The 21,958-nt window shown below is 61.6% G+C and carries 18 protein-coding genes; all 18 read right to left on the bottom strand.

Annotation, left to right across the window (positions count from 1 at the left end; genetic code table 11):
* Positions 1 to 118 precede the first annotated feature (118 nt).
* The 18 genes from kdsA to pyrH all read right to left on the bottom strand — a co-directional run bounded on the left by kdsA (position 119) and on the right by pyrH (position 21,787).
* Positions 119 to 964, bottom strand: coding sequence for a 3-deoxy-8-phosphooctulonate synthase (gene kdsA / locus C4K40_RS06015; protein WP_053134569.1), 846 nt, complete (start codon positions 962 to 964; stop codon positions 119 to 121).
* Between the two features lie 5 nt (positions 965 to 969).
* The gene (locus C4K40_RS06010) at positions 970 to 2,601 is read right to left on the bottom strand and encodes a CTP synthase (RefSeq protein WP_031320990.1); all 1,632 of its coding nucleotides are present in this window, start codon (positions 2,599 to 2,601) and stop codon (positions 970 to 972) included.
* Between the two features lie 274 nt (positions 2,602 to 2,875).
* Positions 2,876 to 4,192 carry a tRNA lysidine(34) synthetase TilS gene (gene tilS / locus C4K40_RS06005; RefSeq protein WP_053134567.1) on the bottom strand — a complete coding sequence of 439 codons (1,317 nt, stop codon included), beginning with the start codon at positions 4,190 to 4,192 and terminating at the stop codon, positions 2,876 to 2,878.
* A gap of 132 nt (positions 4,193 to 4,324) precedes the next feature.
* A complete protein-coding gene (locus C4K40_RS06000; RefSeq protein WP_022642588.1) occupies positions 4,325 to 5,272 on the bottom strand; it encodes an acetyl-CoA carboxylase carboxyltransferase subunit alpha in 948 nt (315 codons plus the stop codon).
* A gap of 138 nt (positions 5,273 to 5,410) precedes the next feature.
* A complete protein-coding gene (gene dnaE, locus C4K40_RS05995) occupies positions 5,411 to 8,938 on the bottom strand; it encodes a DNA polymerase III subunit alpha (protein WP_022642587.1) in 3,528 nt (1,175 codons plus the stop codon).
* A gap of 207 nt (positions 8,939 to 9,145) precedes the next feature.
* Positions 9,146 to 9,793 carry a ribonuclease HII gene (rnhB, locus tag C4K40_RS05990; protein WP_172681665.1) on the bottom strand — a complete coding sequence of 216 codons (648 nt, stop codon included), beginning with the start codon at positions 9,791 to 9,793 and terminating at the stop codon, positions 9,146 to 9,148.
* Complete coding sequence (gene lpxB, locus C4K40_RS05985; RefSeq protein WP_053134483.1) at positions 9,790 to 10,920, bottom strand: lipid-A-disaccharide synthase; 1,131 nt, start codon at positions 10,918 to 10,920, stop codon at positions 9,790 to 9,792. The genes rnhB and lpxB overlap by 4 nt, the downstream gene beginning before the upstream one ends.
* Positions 10,921 to 10,922: 2 nt before the next feature.
* Positions 10,923 to 11,699 carry an acyl-ACP--UDP-N-acetylglucosamine O-acyltransferase gene (lpxA, locus tag C4K40_RS05980; protein ID WP_053134480.1) on the bottom strand — a complete coding sequence of 259 codons (777 nt, stop codon included), beginning with the start codon at positions 11,697 to 11,699 and terminating at the stop codon, positions 10,923 to 10,925.
* Positions 11,696 to 12,136, bottom strand: a complete 441-nt coding sequence (gene fabZ, locus C4K40_RS05975; RefSeq protein WP_007924058.1) for a 3-hydroxyacyl-ACP dehydratase FabZ — start codon at positions 12,134 to 12,136, stop codon at positions 11,696 to 11,698. The genes lpxA and fabZ overlap by 4 nt, the downstream gene beginning before the upstream one ends.
* A 113-nt stretch (positions 12,137 to 12,249) precedes the next feature.
* Positions 12,250 to 13,305 carry a UDP-3-O-(3-hydroxymyristoyl)glucosamine N-acyltransferase gene (lpxD, locus tag C4K40_RS05970; RefSeq protein ID WP_031320987.1) on the bottom strand — a complete coding sequence of 352 codons (1,056 nt, stop codon included), beginning with the start codon at positions 13,303 to 13,305 and terminating at the stop codon, positions 12,250 to 12,252.
* A 3-nt stretch (positions 13,306 to 13,308) separates the two neighbouring features.
* The gene (locus C4K40_RS05965; protein WP_031320985.1) at positions 13,309 to 13,812 is read right to left on the bottom strand and encodes an OmpH family outer membrane protein; all 504 of its coding nucleotides are present in this window, start codon (positions 13,810 to 13,812) and stop codon (positions 13,309 to 13,311) included.
* A gap of 45 nt (positions 13,813 to 13,857) precedes the next feature.
* Complete coding sequence (gene bamA, locus C4K40_RS05960) at positions 13,858 to 16,248, bottom strand: outer membrane protein assembly factor BamA (protein ID WP_031320983.1); 2,391 nt, start codon at positions 16,246 to 16,248, stop codon at positions 13,858 to 13,860.
* Between the two features lie 74 nt (positions 16,249 to 16,322).
* Positions 16,323 to 17,675, bottom strand: a complete 1,353-nt coding sequence (gene rseP / locus C4K40_RS05955) for a sigma E protease regulator RseP (RefSeq protein ID WP_053134478.1) — start codon at positions 17,673 to 17,675, stop codon at positions 16,323 to 16,325.
* A gap of 49 nt (positions 17,676 to 17,724) precedes the next feature.
* A complete protein-coding gene (gene ispC / locus C4K40_RS05950) occupies positions 17,725 to 18,915 on the bottom strand; it encodes a 1-deoxy-D-xylulose-5-phosphate reductoisomerase (protein ID WP_053134476.1) in 1,191 nt (396 codons plus the stop codon).
* On the bottom strand, positions 18,912 to 19,718 hold the full coding sequence (locus tag C4K40_RS05945) for a phosphatidate cytidylyltransferase (RefSeq protein ID WP_022642580.1): 807 nt from the start codon (positions 19,716 to 19,718) through the stop codon (positions 18,912 to 18,914). The genes ispC and C4K40_RS05945 overlap by 4 nt, the downstream gene beginning before the upstream one ends.
* Positions 19,718 to 20,473: a polyprenyl diphosphate synthase gene (uppS, locus tag C4K40_RS05940; protein ID WP_053134475.1), complete on the bottom strand. Its 756-nt coding sequence runs from the start codon at positions 20,471 to 20,473 to the stop codon at positions 19,718 to 19,720. The genes C4K40_RS05945 and uppS overlap by 1 nt, the downstream gene beginning before the upstream one ends.
* Positions 20,474 to 20,489: 16 nt before the next feature.
* A complete protein-coding gene (frr, locus tag C4K40_RS05935) occupies positions 20,490 to 21,047 on the bottom strand; it encodes a ribosome recycling factor (protein WP_022642578.1) in 558 nt (185 codons plus the stop codon).
* Entirely contained in the window at positions 21,044 to 21,787 is a 744-nt protein-coding gene (gene pyrH / locus C4K40_RS05930; RefSeq protein WP_007924076.1) for a UMP kinase, read from the bottom strand. Before pyrH ends, frr begins: the two co-directional genes overlap by 4 nt.
* Positions 21,788 to 21,958 lie beyond the last annotated feature (171 nt).

Genomic DNA, 21,958 nt, shown 5'->3' with positions numbered 1-21,958 from the left:
CTGTAGGAAATCTTCTACCGTCGGCAAGGCGGGAAAAACAGGCAGTCTTGCAGACGATAAGGCTCAGGCCCGAAGGCCCGAGCAATAATCGTGCGGTACTTTACCGGAGAAACTGGTCTTACGCGGTTTCTACCGTCGGAAAACTCTTGACCAGTTCGTCCAGGGCCTTGAGCTGGGACAGGAACGGTTCGAGCTTGTCCAGGCGCAGTGCGCAAGGACCGTCGCACTTGGCATTGTCCGGATCAGGATGGGCTTCCAGGAACAGGCCGGCCAGGGATTGGCTCATGCCCGCCTTGGCCAGGTCGGTGACCTGGGCGCGGCGACCACCGGCCGAGTCGGCGCGGCCGCCCGGCGTCTGCAGGGCGTGGGTCACATCGAAGAACACCGGATACTCGAACTGCTTCATGATGCCGAAGCCGAGCATGTCCACTACCAGGTTGTTGTAGCCGAAGCTGGAACCACGCTCGCAGAGGATCAACTGGTCATTACCGGCTTCCACGCATTTGTTCAGGATGTGCTTCATTTCCTGGGGCGCGAGAAACTGGGCTTTCTTGATGTTGATCACTGCGCCGGTCTTGGCCATCGCCACGACCAGGTCGGTCTGGCGCGACAGGAAGGCCGGCAGTTGGATGATGTCGCATACCTTGGCCACCGGTTCGCACTGGTAGGGCTCGTGCACGTCGGTGATCACCGGCACGTTGAAGGTCCGCTTGATCTCCTCGAAGATCTTCAGCCCTTCCTCCATGCCTGGACCACGGTACGAGGTCACCGACGAACGGTTGGCCTTGTCGAAGCTGGCCTTGAACACGTAGGGGATACCGAGCTTCTCGGTAACCCGCACGTACTCTTCGCAGACCTTCAGCGCCATGTCGCGGCTTTCCAGCACGTTCATGCCGCCGAACAGCACCATCGGCTTGTCGTTGGCGATTTCGATGTTGCCTACGCGGATGATCTTCTGCGCCATCAGGTTCACGCCTTCTTCTGGTGTTGAGCCAGTGCCGCCTTGACGAAACCGCTGAACAGCGGGTGACCGTCACGTGGAGTGGAGGTGAACTCGGGGTGGAACTGGCAAGCCACGAACCATGGATGATCCTGGCTCTCGACCACTTCCACCAGCGCGCCGTCTTCGGAACGACCGGACACCAGCAGGCCGGCCTCCATCAGTTGCGGCAGCAGGTTGTTGTTCACTTCGTAGCGATGACGGTGACGCTCGGTGATCACGTCGCTGCCGTAACAGTCGTGGACCTTGGAGCCCGCGACGATCTGGCAATCCTGGGCGCCCAGGCGCATGGTACCGCCCAGGTCCGAAGCTTCGGTACGAGTCTCGACCGCGCCGGTGGAATCGGCCCACTCGGTGATCAGGCCCACGACCGGATGGCCGCTGGTGCGATCGAACTCGGTGGAATTGGCGTCTTTCCAGCCCATGACGTTACGAGCGAACTCGATGACTGCCACTTGCATGCCGAGGCAGATACCCAGGTACGGGACCTTGTTCTCACGGGCGTATTGCACCGCGGTGATCTTGCCTTCCACACCGCGCAGGCCGAAACCGCCTGGAACCAGGATGGCGTCGGCGCCTTCCAGCAGGCCGGTGCCCTGGTTCTCGATGTCTTCGGAGTCGATGTAGCGCAGGTTGACCTTGGTACGGTTCTGGATGCCGGCGTGACTCATCGCTTCGATCAGCGACTTGTACGCGTCCAGCAGCTCCATGTATTTGCCGACCATGGCGATGGTGACTTCTTTCTCGGGGTTCAGCTTGGCGTCCACGACCTTGTCCCACTCGGACAGGTCGGCGCTGCTGCACTGCAGGCCGAAGCGCTCGACGACGAAATCGTCCAGGCCCTGGGCATGCAGCACACCCGGGATCTTGTAGATGGTGTCGACGTCTTCCAGGGAGATCACCGCACGCTCTTCAACGTTGGTGAACAGGGCGATCTTGCGACGCGACGAAGCGTCCACTGGATGGTCGGAACGGCAGATCAGCACGTCAGGCTGCAGGCCGATGGAGCGCAGTTCCTTGACCGAGTGCTGGGTCGGCTTGGTCTTGGTCTCGCCAGCGGTGGCGATGTAAGGAACCAGGGTCAGGTGCATCAGCATCGCCCGCTTGGAGCCGACTTCGACGCGCAGTTGGCGAATGGCCTCGAGGAACGGTTGCGACTCGATGTCACCCACGGTGCCGCCGATTTCGACCAGGGCCACGTCGGCATCGCCGGCGCCCTTGATGATACGGCGCTTGATTTCGTCGGTGATGTGCGGGATCACCTGGATGGTGGCACCCAGGTAGTCACCACGGCGCTCTTTGCGCAGCACGTGCTCGTAGACACGACCGGTGGTGAAGTTGTTGTTCTGGGTCATGGTCGTGCGGATGAACCGCTCGTAGTGGCCCAGGTCCAGGTCGGTCTCGGCGCCATCATGGGTGACGAATACTTCACCGTGCTGGAACGGGCTCATGGTGCCCGGGTCGACGTTGATGTACGGGTCCAGCTTGAGCATGGTGACCTTGAGCCCCCGCGCCTCCAGGATGGCCGCCAATGAAGCCGAGGCAATGCCTTTCCCCAATGAAGAAACAACACCGCCCGTGACGAATATGTAGCGCGTCATGAAAAACCCTAGAAGTCTGCGTTAAAGCGGTCAGTGCCGCCGGGGAAAGCGAAGGAAGGCCGAAGCCCCCGATCACCTGCATTAATCACAGTGCATGTTTCAAAAAAACCGCCGCGTTGTGACAGACCGGATGCAAAAACACCGGTACGTTGCTCGCTACACATTTTTTGGAATCGCCCAGCAAAGACTGCTTGGTAATCGGCAACTCCTGCAATTCAGGCGAATCCACAGAAGTTGTATCAAGAAGGGAGCGTAGTCTACCGGAAAGCCCCTTTCAGCTCAAACCTTGATCGCTGGTCGGTGGTCGCCAATGCAATTGCCAGGCGCCCCGGGCGTTTGTGCCGGCCATTGGCAGGTTCGCCACGGCCAACAGTTGTTCCCGGCGATACAGCAGCGGCAATCTGCCACGGACGAAAGCCGGCACCCCGGCCTCGTTTAACAGCCGCTTGAGATCGCGATGGCCGCGATCGCCCAGGTGCATCACCTCGCCGCCAAGACGATATCGGATGCTCAGCGGGCCATCGGGCACCGAGCCGCTGAAAGCCACATGGCCGTTATCCGGCAAGCACAGCGGTTGCTGCGGAGCGTGCCACTCAGCCCCCTGCCCGACCGGCCGCAGCCAGGCTCCGGACAACCACCACAGGTTCATCCTCCCGCGATGCAGCTCGCCATCGGCCAGGCGCCAGATCGGCAGGGCTGCGTCCTTGGCATCACGCAGGGTTTCCCAACCCGCCCAGTGATCGGTGTCCGGCAAGCGGGTGAACCTGGCCAACCAATGGCTGAGGGCGTTGCGCTGGCGCGCAGCGGACAACTCTCGCAGGGGCGCCAAGGCCAGGGTTGGCAAGGGCAGCCAGGGCGGGTTCCGGTCCTGTTCGGCGGCGCGCAGATCCATCGAAGCCAGCTCGCCGAGCAAGCCCTGGGCCTCGCCAAGATGCGCGGCACTGCGAGCGAGACTGGCCGCGGCCTGGGGCCAGCGCGACTGCAACACCGGCATGACCTGGTGTCGCAGGTAATTACGCGAATAGTGGTGATCGCTGTTGGAAGGGTCATCGACCCAGTCCAGCCGATGCTCGGCGGCATAACGCTCCAGCTCGGCGCGAGGCACGTCAAGCAAGGGCCGTAGCAAATGCCCACGCCCCAGGGGGCGGCACTGGGGCATCGCCGCCAAACCCCGCACCCCGGCACCGCGCAATAGGCGAAACAGCAGGGTTTCCGCCTGGTCGTCACGATGCTGGGCCAGCAGCAACAGCTCATCGCTCGCCAGCGATTGCTCGAAGGTGCTGTAGCGCGCGTCCCGGGCGGCACGTTCGAGGCTGGCGCCAGCCGGCACCTGGACCCTGACTACCTGCAGCGGCACGCCCAGGGCGTCGCAGACTTGCTGACAGTGCTGCGGCCAGGCATCCGCCGCCTGTTGCAGGCCATGATGGACGTGAATCGCCGAAAGCGCCGGGAGACAATGCTGGCGCGCCAGACTGGCAAGCAGGTGCAGCAGGACAGTGGAGTCCAGCCCCCCGGAGAAGGCCACGCGCCACGCGCTGGCCTGGCGCCAGGGAGCCAGGATTTGCAGCAAAGAGTCGGCGAGAGGAGTCATGCGTTCAGGACCTGCAGCAGCGATCAGCTGGCCTTGCGGTTGCCCCAGAATGAACAAGACGCCGTGATCGGAGCGATCGACGGCGCCAGGTTCGCGAGCAGGCCTGCTCCGGCAAGCCGGAGCGGCGGGCGGTCAGAGACCGTAGCTCATCAGGCGGTCATAACGACGGGCCAGCAGGGTGTCGTTATCCATTTCCTTGAGCATCGCCAGTTGCGAGCTGAGCTCGGCACGGATCAGCGCGGAAGCGGCGGCCGGATCGCGGTGGGCGCCGCCCAGCGGCTCGGCGATCACTTTGTCGACGATACCCAGGCCCTTGAGGCGCTCGGCGGTGATACCCATGGCTTCGGCGGCGTCGGCGGCCTTTTCCGCGGTTTTCCACAGGATCGAGGCGCAACCTTCCGGCGAGATCACCGCATAGGTGGAGTACTGCAGCATGTTCAGCTGGTCGCACACGCCAATGGCCAGGGCGCCGCCCGAACCACCTTCACCGATCACGGTGGCGATGATCGGGGTCTTCAGGCGTGCCATGACCCGCAGGTTCCAGGCAATGGCTTCGCTCTGGTTGCGCTCTTCAGCGTCGATGCCCGGGTAGGCGCCCGGGGTATCGATGAAGGTCAGGATCGGCATCTTGAAACGTTCGGCCATTTCCATCAGGCGACAGGCCTTGCGGTAGCCTTCCGGACGCGGCATGCCGAAGTTGCGGCGAACCTTCTCGCGCACTTCGCGGCCTTTCTGGTGGCCGATGATCATCACCGGCTGCTCGTCCAGGCGGGCAACGCCACCCACGATCGCCGCGTCATCGGAGAAGTGGCGATCGCCATGCAGCTCGTCGAACTCGGTGAAGATGTGCTGGATGTAGTCCAGGGTGTAAGGACGACGCGGGTGACGCGCCAGACGAGCGATCTGCCAGCTGGTGAGCTTGCCGAAGATATCCTCGGTCAAGGTTTTGCTCTTGTCCTGCAGGCGGGAGATCTCATCGCCGATATTCAGCGAATTGTCATTACCGACCAAGCGCAACTCTTCGATCTTGGCTTGCAGGTCGGCGATCGGCTGTTCGAAATCAAGAAAATTCGGGTTCATAGGCGTCCGTCTGGGCTCGACATCCAGGAAAGCTGGGGCCGGCCGATTGTCTGTTCGCGCCCTACCTTAAGGGACAGGCGCGATGAGGTCGATAGTAAAGATCAAGTGACAGCAAGGCGTAATGCTGGCACCTGACCGTCAACGGTATTGCAGGAAGACGTTGTCTTTGCCGAACTGGTCACGCAGGGCCTGAATCAAGCTGTCCGCCGGATCGATGCGCCAGGCCTCGCCGAACTGCAGCAGGGTCTTGGCATCGTCGCGACTGTACTCCATGGAAATGGGGCACGCGCCGCGGTGGCGCTTGAGCAGATCGCCCAGCCAGCGTAGCTGATCGCCCTTGAGCGCATCGCTGTGGACTTTCAGGCGCAGGCTTTCGGCCAGGTTGGTCCGCGCATCCTCCATGCTCATTACCCGCTTGACCCGCAGGCGCAGGCCGCCGGAGAAGTCATCGTTGCTGACCTCACCCTCCACCACCACCATGGCGTCGGTCTGCAGCAGGGCCTGGGCAGCCATGAACGAGTCGGCGAACAACGAGGCCTCGATTCGCCCGGAGCGGTCGTCGAGGGTGATGAAACCCATCTTGTCGCCCTTCTTGTTCTTCATCACCCGCAGGGCAATGATCATCCCGGCCACGGTCTGGGTATCGCGCGCCGGCTTCAGGTCGATGATGCGCTGGCGGGCGAAACGACGGATCTCGCCCTCGTACTCGTCGATCGGGTGGCCGGTCAGGTACAGGCCCAGGGTGTCCTTCTCGCCTCGCAGGCGTTCCTTGAGCGTCAGTTCACGAGCCTTGCGGTGGTTGCCATAGACGTCCGCATCCTCCTCGACGAACAACCCGCCGAACAGGTCGGCGTGGCCGCTATCGGCGGTCCGGGCGGTCTGTTCGGCCGCCTTGATCGCCTCTTCCAGGGCCGACAGCAATACGGCGCGGTTGCGGTCGATATTGGCCTGGTAGGCCTTGAGCTCGTCATGGAAGTAAGGCCCCAGGCGGTCCAGGGCGCCACTGCGGATCAGCGCATCCAGGGTGCGCTTGTTGATGCGCTTGAGGTCGACCCGGCTGCAGAAGTCAAACAGGTCCTTGAACGGGCCGCCTTCGGCCCGGGCCTCGACGATCGCTTCCACCGGGCCTTCGCCCACGCCCTTGATCGCCCCCAGGCCATAGACGATGCGGCCATCGTCGTTGACCGTGAACTTGAAGTCGGAGCTGTTCACGTCCGGCGCATCGAGGCGCAGCTTCATGCTGCGTACTTCCTCGATCAGCACCACCACCTTGTCGGTGTTGTGCATATCCGCCGACAGTACCGCAGCCATGAAAGGCGCCGGGTAGTGGGTCTTGAGCCAGGCGGTCTGGTAGGACACCAGGCCATAGGCCGCCGAGTGGGATTTGTTGAAGCCGTAACCGGCGAACTTTTCCACCAGGTCGAAGATGTTACCGGCCAGGTCCGCTTCGATGTTGTTGGCAACGCAACCCTCGATGAAACCACCACGCTGCTTGGCCATCTCCTCGGGTTTCTTCTTACCCATGGCCCGGCGCAGCATATCCGCACCACCCAGGGTGTAGCCGGCCATGACCTGGGCGATCTGCATCACCTGTTCCTGGTACAGGATGATGCCGTAGGTGGGCGCCAGCACGGGCTTGAGGCCTTCGTACTGATAGTCCGAATGCGGATACGCCAGTTCGGCACGACCGTGCTTGCGGTTGATGAAGTCGTCCACCATGCCCGATTGCAGCGGGCCCGGACGGAACAGCGCCACCAGTGCGATGAGGTCTTCCAGGCAGTCGGGCTTGAGCTTCTTGATCAGCTCCTTCATGCCGCGGGATTCGAGCTGGAACACGGCCGTGGTCTCGGCCTTCTGCAACAGCTCGTAGGTCTTCTTGTCGTCCAGCGGGATGAAGTCGATGTTGACGTCGGGCAGGTTGCTCTTGGCCTGCTCGCGATTGATGGTCTCCATCGCCCATTTGATGATGGTCAGGGTCCGCAGGCCGAGGAAGTCGAACTTCACCAGGCCCGCCGCCTCGACGTCGTCCTTGTCGAACTGAGTCACCAGGCCGCCGCCCTCTTCGTCACAGGCGATCGGCGAGAAGTCGGTGAGCTTGGTCGGCGCGATCACCACGCCACCGGCGTGCTTGCCAGTGCCGCGCGTGACCCCTTCGAGCCTCAAGGCCATGTCCCAGATTTCGCGGCCATCCTCATCGGTCTTGAGGAAGTCGCGCAGCATCTCCTCCTGCTCGTAGGCCTTCTCCAGGGTCATGCCGACCTCGAAGGGGATCATCTTCGACAGGCGGTCGGCCAGGCCGTAGGACTTGCCCTGCACCCGCGCCACGTCGCGCACCACCGCCTTGGCGGCCATGGTGCCGAAGGTGATGATCTGGCTTACCGCGTTACGCCCGTAGGCCTCGGCCACGTAGTCGATCACCCGGTCACGGCCGTCCATGCAGAAGTCGACGTCGAAGTCGGGCATGGAAATACGTTCGGGGTTGAGGAAACGTTCGAACAGCAGGTCATAGGCCAGCGGGTCGAGGTCGGTGATCTTCAGCACATAGGCCACCAGAGAACCGGCACCCGATCCCCGCCCCGGACCCACCGGTACATCGTTGTTCTTGGCCCACTTGATGAAGTCCATAACGATCAGGAAGTAACCGGGGAAGCCCATCTGGATGATGATATCCAGCTCGAACTTCAGGCGATCCAGATAGAGCTGGCGCTTCTCTTCATAGTTGGGCGTGGTGTCCTTGGGCCAGAGCACCGCCAGGCGCTCTTCCAACCCCTCGTGGGACACATGGCGCAGGTAATCATCGATGCCCATGCCGTTGGGCGTCGGGAAGTCGGGGAGAAAGTACTTGCCCAGCTGGACCGTGATGTTGCAGCGCTTGGCAATCTCCACGGTGTTTTCCAGCGCCTCGGGCAGGTCGCTGAACAGCTCGGCCATCTCCTCGGCACTCTTGAGGTACTGCTGGTCGCTGTAGTTCTTCGAGCGGCGCGGATCGTCCAGGGCGCGGCCTTCACCGATGCAAACCCGGGTCTCGTGGGCCTCGAAGTCGTCCTGCTTGATGAAGCGCACATCGTTGGTCGCCACCAACGGCGCGCCGATCTTGTCGGCCAGGGCCACGGCACCATGCAGTTGCTCTTCGTCGTTGGGACGATTGGTACGCTGGACTTCCAGGTAGAAGCGATCCGGGAACACTCCCATCCATTCCAGGGCCAGGGCCTCGGCGACCGCAAGGTCGCCCGCCACCAGAGCCATGCCGATCTCGCCCTCCTTGGCCGCCGAGAGCATGATCAGGCCTTCGGCAGCCTGCACCACCCAGTCGCGCTCGATGATGGTCAGCCCGTTGCGCTGGCCTTCGGTAAAGCCACGGGATATCAGCTCGGTGAGGTTGCGATAGCCCACGGCATTCATCGCCAGCAGGCTGATACGACTCAGGGGGCCGTCCGCATCGTCCTTGTTCGCCAGCCACAGGTCGGCACCGCAGATCGGCTTGATCCCGGCGCCCATGCTGGTCTTGTAGAACTTGACCAGGGAGCACATGTTGCTCTGGTCGGTAACCGCTACCGCCGGCATGCCCATGCCGGTCAGGGCCTTGACCAGCGGTTTGATCCGCACCAGACCGTCGACCAGGGAAAATTCAGTGTGCAGGCGCAGGTGAACGAATGAAGCCGGCATAGTGATCCTGTAAATAGCGCGAAAACAACGAGGCCCGGACATCGGGCGACTTAAAGACTCGAACTCGGCGTTACAGCGCAAGGCAGCCAAGGCCTGCGCGCGGCGACCATCGATAGTGGTTCATCGCCACTGCCGGCAGGCCATTGCCGTCGTTCGTGGAGCTTTAAAGCAGCCGGATTGTACCGGGCCTTGGTTAAAACATCAGCCTCAAGACTGAACCAGGCCCAGCGCTTCACGCGCTTCATAGGCCAGGCGTACCGGCGCGAAAGAGCGCCGGTGGATCGGAGTAGGGCCCAGGCGCGCCAGAGCTTCCAGGTGGACTGGAGTCGGATACCCCTTGTGCCCGCCGATACCGTAACCGGGATAGATGAGCTCGAAGGCGGCCATCTCGCGGTCGCGGCTGACCTTGGCCAGGATCGACGCCGCGGCGATCGCCGGAACCTTGCTATCGCCCTTGACCACCGCTTCGGCCGGCACTGCCAGCTTGGGGCAGCGGTTGCCATCGATCATCGCCAGCTTCGGGGTCACGCTCAAGCCTTCCACCGCCCGCTGCATGGCCAGCATGGTGGCGTGCAAGATGTTCAGCTCGTCGATCTCCTCGACTTCCGCTCGGGCGATGCACCAGCTCAGGGCCTTCTCGCAGATCTCGTCGAACAGCTGTTCGCGGCGGGCCTCGGTGAGTTTCTTGGAATCGTTCAGGCCGAGAATCGGCCGGTTCGGATCGAGAATCACCGCAGCGGTAACCACCGCACCGCACAGGGGGCCACGACCGACTTCATCGACACCCGCCACCAGGTCGCCAGCATCGGCCACCAGGGTGAAGTCCAGGCCCATCTGCTTCTTGGAATTGCTCATTGGGCTTTACCTATCAGTTCCAGCACCGCCCGAGCGGCCTGGTTGGATGCGTCGCGACGCAAGGTGCGATGGATCTGGTCGAAACCGTTGGTCTGCTCCTCGCCACCCTCGATCAGCGGCGACAGGGTCTTGGCCAGGGCCTCGGCAGTCGCAGCATCCTGCAGCAACTCAGGCACCAGCAAGCGCTGGGCCAACAGGTTGGGCAGGGAAATGTACGGACTTTTGACCATGCGCTTGAGAATCCAGAACGTCAGCGGCGCCAGGCGGTAGGCCACCACCATCGGCCGCTTGTACAACAGGGCTTCCAGGGTCGCCGTACCCGAGGCGATCAATACCGCGTCGCAGGCCGCCAGTGCTTTATGCGACTGGCCATCGAGCAGGGTCAGCGGCAGGTCGCGACCGGCCAGCAGCTCTTCCACCTGGGCTCGCCGCTGGGCATTGGCGCAAGGCAGGATGAAACACACACCCGGGCGCATGGCCCGCAAGCACTCGGCGGCATCCAGGAACAGGCCGCCCAGGCGTCCTACTTCGCCGCCACGACTGCCTGGCATCAACGCCACCAGCGGGCCGTCGGGCAAACCGAGTTCGGCGCGAGCCGCTGCTCGATCAGCTTGCAAGGGGATGGCATCGGCCAGGGAGTGGCCGACGAACTTCACCGGAACGCCCTTTTCCTCGTAGAACCTGGCTTCGAAAGGAAACAGGGTCAGCATCAGGTCGCAGCCTTCGCGGATCTTCAGCACGCGCTTCTGGCGCCAGGCCCATACCGATGGACTGACGTAGTGCACGGTCTTGATCCCGGCCTGGCGCAACTTGAGCTCGATATTCAGGGTGAAGTCCGGGGCATCGATACCGATGAATACATCCGGCTTTTCGGCGATCAGGGTCTGCACCAGTTTCTTGCGTCGGGCCAGCAGCTCACGCAGGCGCCCGAGAACCTCGACCAGCCCCATGACCGCCAGGCGCTCCATGGGAAAGTAGGAGACCAGCCCCTCGGCCTCCATCAATGGCCCACCGACACCGATGAACTCCACCGCCGGATGCTGGGCCTTGAGGGCGCGCATCAGACCAGCGCCAAGAATATCGCCGGAGGCTTCGCCAGCCACCAGCGCAATACGCAGAGTGCTCATGATTAGCGGGTGATGCCGCGGGTCGAAGACTGGATCGAGTCGCGAAACAGTGCAACTTCGGGATACTGCTCGGCGGCTTCGGTCAATTCGGCCAGGGCCTGGTCTACCGTCAGCCCCTGGCGATAGACCACCTTGTAGGCACGACGCAGGGCGTGGATCGAATCATCGCTGAAACCACGACGGCGCATGCCTTCGAAGTTCATGCTACGAGCTTCGGCAGGGTTGCCGAATACGGTGACGAACGCCGGGACGTCCTTGCCGATGGCGGTGCCCATGCCGGAAAAGCTGTGGGCACCGATGTGGCAGTACTGATGCACCAGGGTGAAACCGGAAAGAATCGCCCAGTCATCCACATGCACGTGGCCGGCCAACGCGGTGTTGTTGACCAGGATGCAATGGTTGCCGATCACACTGTCGTGGCCAATATGGGCATAGGCCATGATCAGGTTGTGGTCGCCCAGGGTGGTCTCGCAACGGTCCTGGATGGTGCCACGGTGAATGGTCACGCCTTCGCGGATCACATTGTGATCACCGATTACCAGGCGGGTTTCTTCACCCTTGTATTTCAGATCGGGCGTGTCTTCGCCTACCGAGGAAAACTGGTAGATGCGGTTGTGCTTGCCGATCCGGGTCGGGCCCTTGAGGATCACATGGGGCCCGATCACTGTACCCTCGCCGATTTCCACACCAGCGCCGACGATCGACCACGGGCCAACCTCAACGTCGTCGGCCAGGACGGCCGTCGGATCGATGATTGCGCGAGGGTCAATCAAACTCATAGTTTGCGTTCCGCGCAGATGATCTCGGCGGAGCACACTGGCTTGCCGTCGACCGATGCCTGGCACTCGAACTTCCAGATCTGACGCTTGCAACTGATGAACTTGGCTTCAAGGATCAGCTGGTCTCCCGGCAGCACCGGCTGTCGGAAGCGCAGCTTGTCGGAGCCGACGAAGTAGTAGAGGGTGCCGTCGGCAGGCTTCACGTCGAGCATCTTGAAACCCAGAATGCCCGCAGCCTGGGCCATGGCTTCGATGATCAGCACGCCTGGCATGATCGGATGCGCAGGGAAGTGGCCATTGAAGAACGGCTCGTTGATGCTGACATTCTTGTAGGCACGAATGCACTTGCCCTCGACATCCAGATCCACCACCCGATCCACCAGCAGGAAAGGGTAACGGTGAGGCAAGTATTCGCGAATCTCGTTGATGTCCATCATTTCGGGGGGAAGCCTGTAGTAAAGATTGGGAGCATGCGGTCAACGCACGCCCCTCTAGCAAATCAAGGAAGCAGGCAGTCTAGCGGCTGTGCACACTTGATGTGGAAATGGTATCAGCCATCTGATGAAGCATTGTCGCCGGGGGTCACGTCCCCGACGCGCTTTTCCAACTGGCGCAAACGCCGCGCGAGATCATCGAGCTGGCGGATGCGGGCCGCGCTTTTGCGCCACTCGGCAGCCGGTTGCATGGCAGTACCGGAAGAGTAGGCGCCCGGCTCGGTGATCGAGTGGGTCACCATGGTCATCCCGGTGAGGAAAACGTTGTCACAAATCTCGATATGACCCACCAGGCCGACACCGCCGGCGAGCATGCAGTGCTTGCCGATCTTGGTGCTGCCGGAGATCCCCACGCAAGCGGCCATCGCGGTGTGATCACCGACCTGGACGTTGTGGGCGATCTGGATCTGGTTGTCGAGCTTCACGCCGTTGCCGATGATGGTGTCAGCCAGGGCTCCACGGTCGATGGCCGTGTTGACACCGATCTCCACATCATCGCCGATGGTCACGCCGCCCACCTGGGCGATCTTGTTCCAGATGCCCTTCGAGTTGGCGAAACCGAAACCTTCGCCGCCCAACACCGCACCCGACTGGATCACCACGCGCTTGCCGATGCGCACGTCGTGGTACAGGGTCACCCGTGGTGCCAACCAGCCACCCTCGCCCACCACGCTACGGGCACCGATGACGCAATGGGCGCCAACGGTTACGCCGGCGTCGATCCGGGCTCCGCTTTCGATCACGGCAAAGGCGCCGATACTGGCCGTTGGATCGACCTGGGCATCATCGGCGATCACCGCGGACGGATGGATACCGGCCGGCGCCTTGGGCTTGGGATCGAAGAAGTGGGAAACACGGGCATAGGACAGGTAAGGGTCGGCCACCACCAGTGCATCACCGGCATAGGCCTCGGCTTCGGCGGCTTTCAACAACACCGCGCCAGCCTGGCTATCGACCAGGTACTTGCGATATTGGGGATTTGCCAAAAAGCTCAACTGAGCTGGGCCAGCCTCCTGCAAGGTGGCCAGCCCAGTGATTTCCTTCTCCGCGTCGCCACGCAAGGTGGCGCCGAGGAACTCGGCCAACTGGCCGAGCTTCATAATTGCGGTCATGGCTTACTTCAGCTGATTCATGCGCTCGATAACCTGGCGCGTGATGTCGTACTGAGGTTTGACATCGATCACTGCGCCACGCTCGAAGACCAGGTCGAAACCGCCTTTCTTGATGACTTCTTCAACAGCGCCGTCCAGCTTGGGCTTGAGCTGCTTGAGCATTTCGCGGTCGGCCACGGCCTTGGCTTCGTTCAGCTCCTTGGACTGGAACTGGAAGTCGCGAGCTTTCTGCTTGAACTCGAGCTCCAGACGCTCACGCTCACCTTGCTGCATCTTGTCGCCACCGGCAACCAGGCGGTCCTGGATACCCTTGGCGCTGCTTTCCAGGGTCTTGAGCTTGTTCAGCTGCGGGCCGAACTTTTTCTCGGCGTCCACGGCGTACTTCTTGGCCGCGTCCGACTCCAGCAGAGCCATCTGATAGTTCAGGACGGCGATTTTCATTTCGGCAAATGCCGGGCTCGCGACCAGAACGGAGGCCAGGAGAACCAATTGAGTCAACTTACGCACGATGCACTCCTACAAAATCCATTGTCGTTGTCTTGGGCCAGACGGTTAGAAAGTCTGGCCGAGAGAGAATTGGAACACCTGGGTTTCAGCGTCATCCGGTTTCTTGATCGGCATCGCCAGGGCGAAGCTCAATGGACCCAGAGCAGTTACCCACGTCACGCCGACACCCACCGAACTGGCCAGGTTGCTGAAGCTGACATCGTTGCACTCGGGCTTCACGTTCGACGCCGCGATGGTGTTGGATGTCTTTTCACAACGAGAGCTGAAGACGTTACCCACATCCCAGAACAGGGAAGTGCGCAGGGAACGCTGGTCCTTGACGAATGGCAGAGGGAAAAGCAACTCCGCACCGCCTTGGATCAACACGTTACCGCCGAATGGCAGCGGGTCTTGATCCGGATCGCGAACGGTACCGGCGTTACCGGTTACACCCACACCACGGCTAGGCGTACTGCGTGGGCCCAGGGTGCTGTCCTTGAAACCACGAACCGAGTTGAAACCACCGGCATAGTAGTTCTCGTAGAACGGCAAGCCCTTGGTATCGCCAAAGCCATCGCCATAACCCAACTCGGTATGGAAACGCATGGTGTAGTTGTCGGTCAGTGGCGTGAACAACTGGCCACGGTAGTCGAGCTTGAAGAACGACAGGTCGCTACCCGGGGTAGTGGTTTCCAGCACCAGGCTTTGCGAGTGACCGCGGGTCGCCAATACACCTTTGTTCAGGGTCGACTCGGACCAGCCGGCAGAGGCCTTGAAGTTCAGGTAGCTCTTGCCCTGTTTGTTCACGAAGTCGAAGATTTCGTCGACGGTGTAGCGACCGGTCTTGATCTTGTCCTGCTGGGCCGTCAGGCCGAAGGTCAGGCGCGAAGTCTCGCTGATCGGGTAGCCCACGCTGACACCAGCACCCAGGCTATCCACCGCATAGCTGGCTACATCGACATCGAGGTCCTTGTAGTCAGTGGTGCGATAGAAGGCGTTGTAGCCCAGGCTCACGCCATCGGCGGTCCAGTAGGGGTCCACGTAGCCGAAGTTGTAGCGGCTCTGGTATTCGCTTCGGGTCAGGCCGATGCTGACCTTGTTACCGGTACCCAGGAAGTTGTTCTGGGTAATCGAACCACCAAGGATCAGGCCCGCACTCTGGGCGAAACCAACGCTGGCGGTGATCGAACCCGAAGCCTGCTCTTCTACGGCGTAGTTGACGTCGACCTGGTCATCGACACCCGGCACGGCCGGAGTCTCGACGTTGACTTCCTTGAAGAAGCCCAGGCGCTCGAGGCGAGTCTTCGACTGGTCGATGAGGTAGGTCGAAGCCCAACCGCCTTCCATCTGGCGCATCTCGCGACGCAGTACTTCGTCCTCGGACTTGGTGTTGCCACGGAAGTTGATGCGGTTCACGTAGGCGCGCTTGCCTGGATCCACCACGAAGGTGATGTCGACGGTGTGGTCGTCATCGTGGGGTTGTGGCACACCGTTGACGTTGGCGAAGGTATAGCCATCGTTACCCAGGCGACGGGTGATCAGCTCGGAGGTGGTGGTCATCAGCTTGCGCGAGAACACCTGGCCCTTCTCCACCAGCAGCAGTGCCTTGACCTGGTCTTCAGGTACTTTCAGGTCGCCGCTGAGCTTGACGTCACGAACGCTGTACTTCTCGCCTTCGTTGATGTTGACGGTGATGTAGACGTGTTTCTTGTCCGGAGTGATGGACACCTGGGTCGAAGCGATATCCATGTTGATATAGCCGCGGTCCAGGTAGTAGGAACGCAGGCGCTCCAGGTCACCGGAGAGTTTTTCACGGGCGTACTTGTCATCGTTCTTGAAGAACGACAGCCAGTTGGTGGTCTTGAGCTCGAACAGGCCGATCAGGTCGTCGTCGGGGAAGACCGTATTGCCTACCACGTTGATGTGCTGGATGGCCGCGACCGTGCCTTCGTTGATCTTCACCTTCAGGCCGACACGGTTACGCGGCTGCGGAACCACTTCGGTCTCGACGGTGGCCGAGTAACGACCCTGAGCAACATATTGACGTTGCAGTTCGTTACGCACCCCTTCGAGGGTCGCACGCTGGAAGATTTCGCCTTCGGCCAGGCCGGACTGCTTGAGGCCCTTCATCAGGTCGTCGGTGGAGATCGCCTTGTTGCCTTCGATCTCGATGCTGGCAACCGAAGGCCGCTCGACTACCGTGATGACCAGGACGTTGCCATCGCGCCCCAGCTGGATGTCTTGAAAGAAACCGGTTTTGAACAGCGCACGAGTGGATTCCACCAGGCGACGGTCGTCCGCCTGCTCGCCGACGTTCAACGGCAAGGCACCAAAGACGCTACCCGCGGAAACGCGCTGGAGGCCGTTGACGCGAATATCGGAGATAGTGAAGGACTCGGCGTGAACTTCGGCGATCATCAATACGGAGAGAACCGCAGTTAGCAGCAGACGTTTCATGAAGTCCTTTCTTATTCCAACTGGCAATAAACAAACTGCCGCAAAATGCGGCAGATTCGCAATTCAGCGAAGCGTTACAGACGACCCAGATCGTTGACCAGAGCAAGCAGCATGACTCCGACCACCAAGCTGATACCGATCTGTATCCCCCAACCTTGCACCCGATCCGACAAGGGGCGACCACGCACCCACTCGATCAGATAAAACAACAAATGCCCCCCATCCAGTACCGGGATGGGCAACAAATTCAGAACCCCCAGGCTAATACTCAGATAAGCAAGGAAATTCAAGAAATCGGCAATGCCCGACTGGGCAGAAGCGCCCGCCACTTTAGCAATGGTTATCGGTCCGCTCAAGTTTTTTACCGAGAGCTCGCCGAACAACATTTTCTTCAGTGATTCAAGGGTCAGGACGCTCATGGTCCAAGTGCGCCGGGCGCCTTCGCCAATCGCCTCCAGCGGGCCATAACTGACTTCGCGCAACATTTGCGGCGGCCAGTCGACGGCCTTCACACCAGCCCCCAGGTAACCGCTCGGGGCCTTGCTGTCACCCCGGCTGGCCAGGGTCACGGGAACCTCGATTCGGGCGCCATCACGCTCGACGTGCAGGACGACCCTGGCCGCAGGATGCACACGCACCCAGTCGACCACCTGCTGCCAGTCATCGAGCGCCTGGCCATCGAGAGCCAGCAGGCGATCACCGGTCTTCAGGCCGCCAGCCTGGGCCGGACCTTTCGGATCGAGTTCGGCCAGCACCGGAGGCAAGGCCGGGCGCCAGGGGCGGATACCCAGGGAACGAATAGGATCGGGCTCATCGGCGCCCTTGAGCCATTTATCCAGCACCAACTGGCGTGGCGAATCGGCTGTGGCGCCTTGCTCACGAACCAGCAACTGCAACGTGCCGCTTTCGCCCAGGCGGCGCACCAATTGCAGGTTCACTGCCGCCCAGCCAGTGGTCGGCTCGCCGTCGATGGCGATGATTTCTTGACCCGAACTCAGTCCAGCCTTGGCGGCGATACTACCGGCCTCGACTTCACCGATGACCGGTCGCACCTGCTGACTGCCCAGCATCGCCAGGGCCCAGAAAAACACCAGGGCCAGGAGGAAGTTGGCAATCGGGCCCGCCGCGACTATGGCAATACGCTGACGAACGGACTTGCGATTGAAGGATTGATCGAGCTCCGCGAGCGCCACCTCGCCCTCGCGCTCGTCGAGCATCTTCACGTAACCGCCCAGGGGAATGGCGGCGATCACGAACTCGGTGCCATGGCGATCATGCCAGCGCACCAGGGGCATGCCGAAACCCACGGAGAAGCGCAGCACCTTGACGCCACAACGGCGGGCAACCCAGAAATGACCGAATTCGTGAAAGGTGACCAGCACGCCCAGGGCTACCAGGGTGCCGACAATCATATAGAGCGCGCTCATCTACTTTCTCCGCAATCCTATTCGCCGTCACTCGCGCGGGTCGCGAATCCTATCGCCCGTTACGCTGCAACCATTGGTCAGCCAGCAACCGGGCCTGGGCATCCGCCGCGAATACGGCATCCAGCTCGTTGACCGCAACCACCGGCTCACGATTCAAAACCTCGTCGATGATACTCGCGATCTCCAGGTAGCGGATGCGCCGCTCGAGAAATGCCGAGACCGCCACTTCGTTGGCCGCATTCAACATCGCCGGGGCGCTGCCGCCTGCCTCGGCCGCCTGACGAGCCAGGCGCAGGCATGGGAATCGCTGCTCATCGGGCGCCTGGAAGTCCAGGCGGGCAATGGCGAACAGGTCGAGCGGCGCCACACCGGAGTCGATTCGCTCCGGCCAGGCCAGGGCGTTGGCGATCGGGGTACGCATATCCGGGTTCCCCAGCTGCGCCAGCACCGAGCCGTCGACGTAGTCCACCAGCGAGTGGATCACACTTTGCGGGTGCACTACCACCTCGACCTGCGCCGGCCTGGCATCGAACAGCCAGCAAGCTTCGATGAGCTCCAGGCCCTTGTTCATCATGCTCGCCGAGTCGACCGAGATCTTGCGACCCATGGACCAGTTCGGATGAGCGCAAGCCTGCTCCGGCGAGACATCTTCCAGCTCGGCCAGCGGCGTCTGCCGGAACGGGCCGCCCGAGGCGGTCAAGAGGATGCGGCGCACCCCAACCTGGCCGAGACCACGAGAGAAGTCCCTCGGCATGCACTGGAAAATCGCATTGTGCTCGCTATCGATAGGCAGCAACACCGAACCGCTACGCCCCACCGCCTCCATGAACAACGCACCGGACATCACCAGTGCTTCCTTGTTGGCCAGGAGAATCTTCTTGCCGGCCTGCACCGCCGCCAAGGTCGGACGCAGGCCGGCAGCACCGACGATCGCCGCCATCACCGCATCGACCTCAGGAGCCGAGGCGACTTCGCACAACCCCTGCTCCCCCACCAGCACGCGGGTCGACAACCCGGCAGCCCGCAGATCTTCCTGCAAGCGCCTGGCGGCCGCCTCTTGTGGCACCACGGCGAAACGCGGCACATGGCGCACGCACAAGACCAACAACTCGGCCAGGCGACTGAAACCGGTGAGAGCGAATACCTGGTAGCGATCCGGGTGGCGAGCGATGACATCCAAGGTACTCAGGCCGATGGAGCCAGTAGCTCCCAGGACCGTGATTTGCTGAACACCGCTCACGATGCGGTCATCCACAGCAGCACTGCGAACACTGGAATCGCTGCAGTTAGGCTGTCGATCCGGTCCAGAACGCCGCCATGGCCAGGCAGCAGGTTACTGCTGTCCTTGATGCCGGCCTGGCGCTTGAACATGCTTTCGGTCAGGTCGCCCACCACCGAGATGAAGACCACGATGGCCGCCCCCAGCAGGCCCACGACCATCTGGCCAAAGCCCCAGCCACGAACCAGCCCCACCACCGCGGTGATAACCAGGCTCAGGGCCAGGCCGCCGTATACGCCCTCCCAGCTCTTGCCAGGGCTGACCTGGGGTGCCAGCTTGCGCTTGCCAAAGGCCCGGCCCGAGAAATAGGCGCCGATATCCGCACCCCAGACCAACACCATCACCGCCATGATCAGCCAATTGCCCAGCGGCAATTGCTTGATGAACACCAAGCCCTGCCAGGCCGGCAGCAGGATCAGCAAGCCGATCAACAGCTTGGGGGCTGCCCCGGACCATTGTTCACTGCTACGCGGATAGGTGAGCACCAGGAATGTCGCCAAGCCCCACCACAGCACCGCAGCTCCCAGGATCCATGGAGCGACACCTGGAACCAGGTGCATCATGAACAACAGTGCCGCCACCGCCACGGCATAGGCGATTCGCGCCGGCTGCGCACTGAACCCTGCCAGCCGCGCCCACTCCCAACCACCCAGTGCGACCACCAGGCCGATGAACAGGGCGAAGTTCGAGCCTTCGAGCAGGAAAAACCCACCCAAGGCGATCGGCAGCAGGATCAACGCGGTAATGATTCGTTGTTTGAGCATTAAACCCGGGCTCCATCCTCGACCTGCTCGCTCGTCTTACCGAAGCGCCGCTGGCGAGATGCGTAATCGGCCAGCGCATGGCGCATGGCATCGTGTTTGAAGTCCGGCCAGAACAGGTCGGAGAAATACAGCTCGGCATAAGCCAGCTGCCACAGCAGGAAATTGCTGATGCGATGCTCGCCACCGGTGCGGATGCACAGGTCGGGCAACGGCAAATCGCCGGTGGCAAGGCAAGCCTGCAGCAAGTCCGGAGTGATGTCGTCGGGGCGCAAATGGCCGGCCTGCACCTCACGCGCCAGGCGTTGGGCAGCCTGGGCGATATCCCACTGGCCGCCGTAGTTGGCGGCGATCTGCAGGATGAAACGATCGCTGCCGGCGGTGATGGCTTCGGCCTCGCGCATCGCCGCCTGCAATTCGGGATGGAAACGCGAACGATCGCCAATGATCCGCAGGCTGATGTTGTTGTCGTTGAGGCGCTTGGCCTCACGACGCAGCGCCTTGAAGAACAGGTCCATCAAGGCGCTGACCTCATCGGCCGGGCGCTGCCAGTTTTCACTGGAAAAGGCAAACAGGGTCAGAACCTCGACCTTGGCCTCGGCGCACACCTCGATGACTGCGCGTACCGCATCAACACCCGCCTTATGCCCGGCCACACCCGGCATGAAGCGTTTTTTTGCCCAGCGGTTGTTTCCGTCCATGATGATCGCGACATGGCGTGGCACTGAAGACGGCACAGGCTGTTTGGTCTTTTCCATGAAAACGTCCTGATCCTTATACGGCCATCAGGTCTTTTTCTTTTTCCTCGGTCGCCTTGGCGATCTGGCCCTCGAACTCCTTGATCAGCTTGTCGATTTCGGCACCGGCGCGGCGCTCCTCGTCTTCACTGATGGCCTTGTCCTTGGACAGCTTCTTCAGCTCGCCCAGGGCGTCACGACGAATGTTGCGTACCGCAACCCGTGCGTCCTCGGCAGCAGCGCGCGCTTGCTTGGTGAAGCCCTTGCGGGTTTCCTCGGTCAGCGGCGCCATCTTGATCAGCAGCAACTCACCCAGGTTGGTTGGGTTGAGGTTCAGGCCGGCACTGCCAATGGCCTTGTCGATGGCCCCCAGCATGTTGCGCTCGAACGGCACGACCTGCAGGGTCTGGGAATCCTTCACGGTCACGTTGGCGACGCCGCTCAAAGGAGTGTCGGCGCCGTAGTAAGGCACCATCACGCTGCCCAGGATGCTGGGGTGCGCCTTGCCAGTGCGGATCTGGCCGAACGCATGGGCCAGGGACTCCAGGCTCTTCTTCATGCGCTCCTGGGCGTCTTTCTTGATTTCGTTGATCATTGTTCGCCTTCCTCGATCAGGGTTCCTTCAGCGCCACCATGCACGATGTTCAGCAGGGCGCCGGGCTTGTTCATGTTAAATACCCGCAGCGGCATCTTGTGGTCGCGGCACAGGCAGATAGCCGTCAGGTCCATCACTCCCAGCTTGCGATCCAGCACTTCATCGTAGGTCAGATGATCGAACTTCTCGGCATGCGGGTCCTTGAACGGATCTGCAGTGTAAACACCATCGACCTTGGTCGCCTTGAGCACGACGTCGGCGTCGATCTCAATGGCCCGCAGGCACGCTGCAGAGTCGGTAGTGAAGAACGGGTTACCGGTACCGGCCGCGAAGATCACCACCTCTTTGGAGTTCAGGTGGCGCATGGCCTTGCGACGGTCATAGTGATCGGTCACGCCGACCATGGAAATAGCCGACATCACGATGGCCGAGATATTGGCACGTTCCAGCGCGTCACGCATCGCCAGGCCGTTCATCACGGTGGCCAGCATGCCCATGTGGTCGCCAGTGACCCGATCCATGCCGGCGGCACTCAAGGCGGCGCCACGGAACAGGTTGCCACCACCGATCACCAAGCCCACCTGAACACCGATGCCGACCAGTTGGCCGACCTCCAGCGCCATGCGGTCCAGCACCTTGGGATCGATCCCGAACTCTTCCGAGCCCATCAGGGCCTCGCCGCTAAGCTTGAGTAGAATGCGTTTATAGCGAGCTTGATAACCACTGCCCTGCTGAGCCATTGCGAATCTCTCCTGCGGCGTATTTAAAAATTCTTTGCGAGCTGTTTGCAGCTTGCGTTCACTCTAGCTTGACGCTGTCACAGCGCCATCAGAACACGGCTTTGTAAGCCGGTTCCGGGAGCGGACAACAAAATTGCCCTACCCATTTGAAAAGAGGCTGCGCGCGTGAGC

The organism is Pseudomonas sp. CMR5c, from assembly GCF_003850545.1.
GTDB classification, from domain to species: Bacteria; Pseudomonadota; Gammaproteobacteria; order Pseudomonadales; family Pseudomonadaceae; genus Aquipseudomonas; species Aquipseudomonas piscis.
This window is presented reverse-complemented; position numbering and strand designations above follow the sequence as displayed.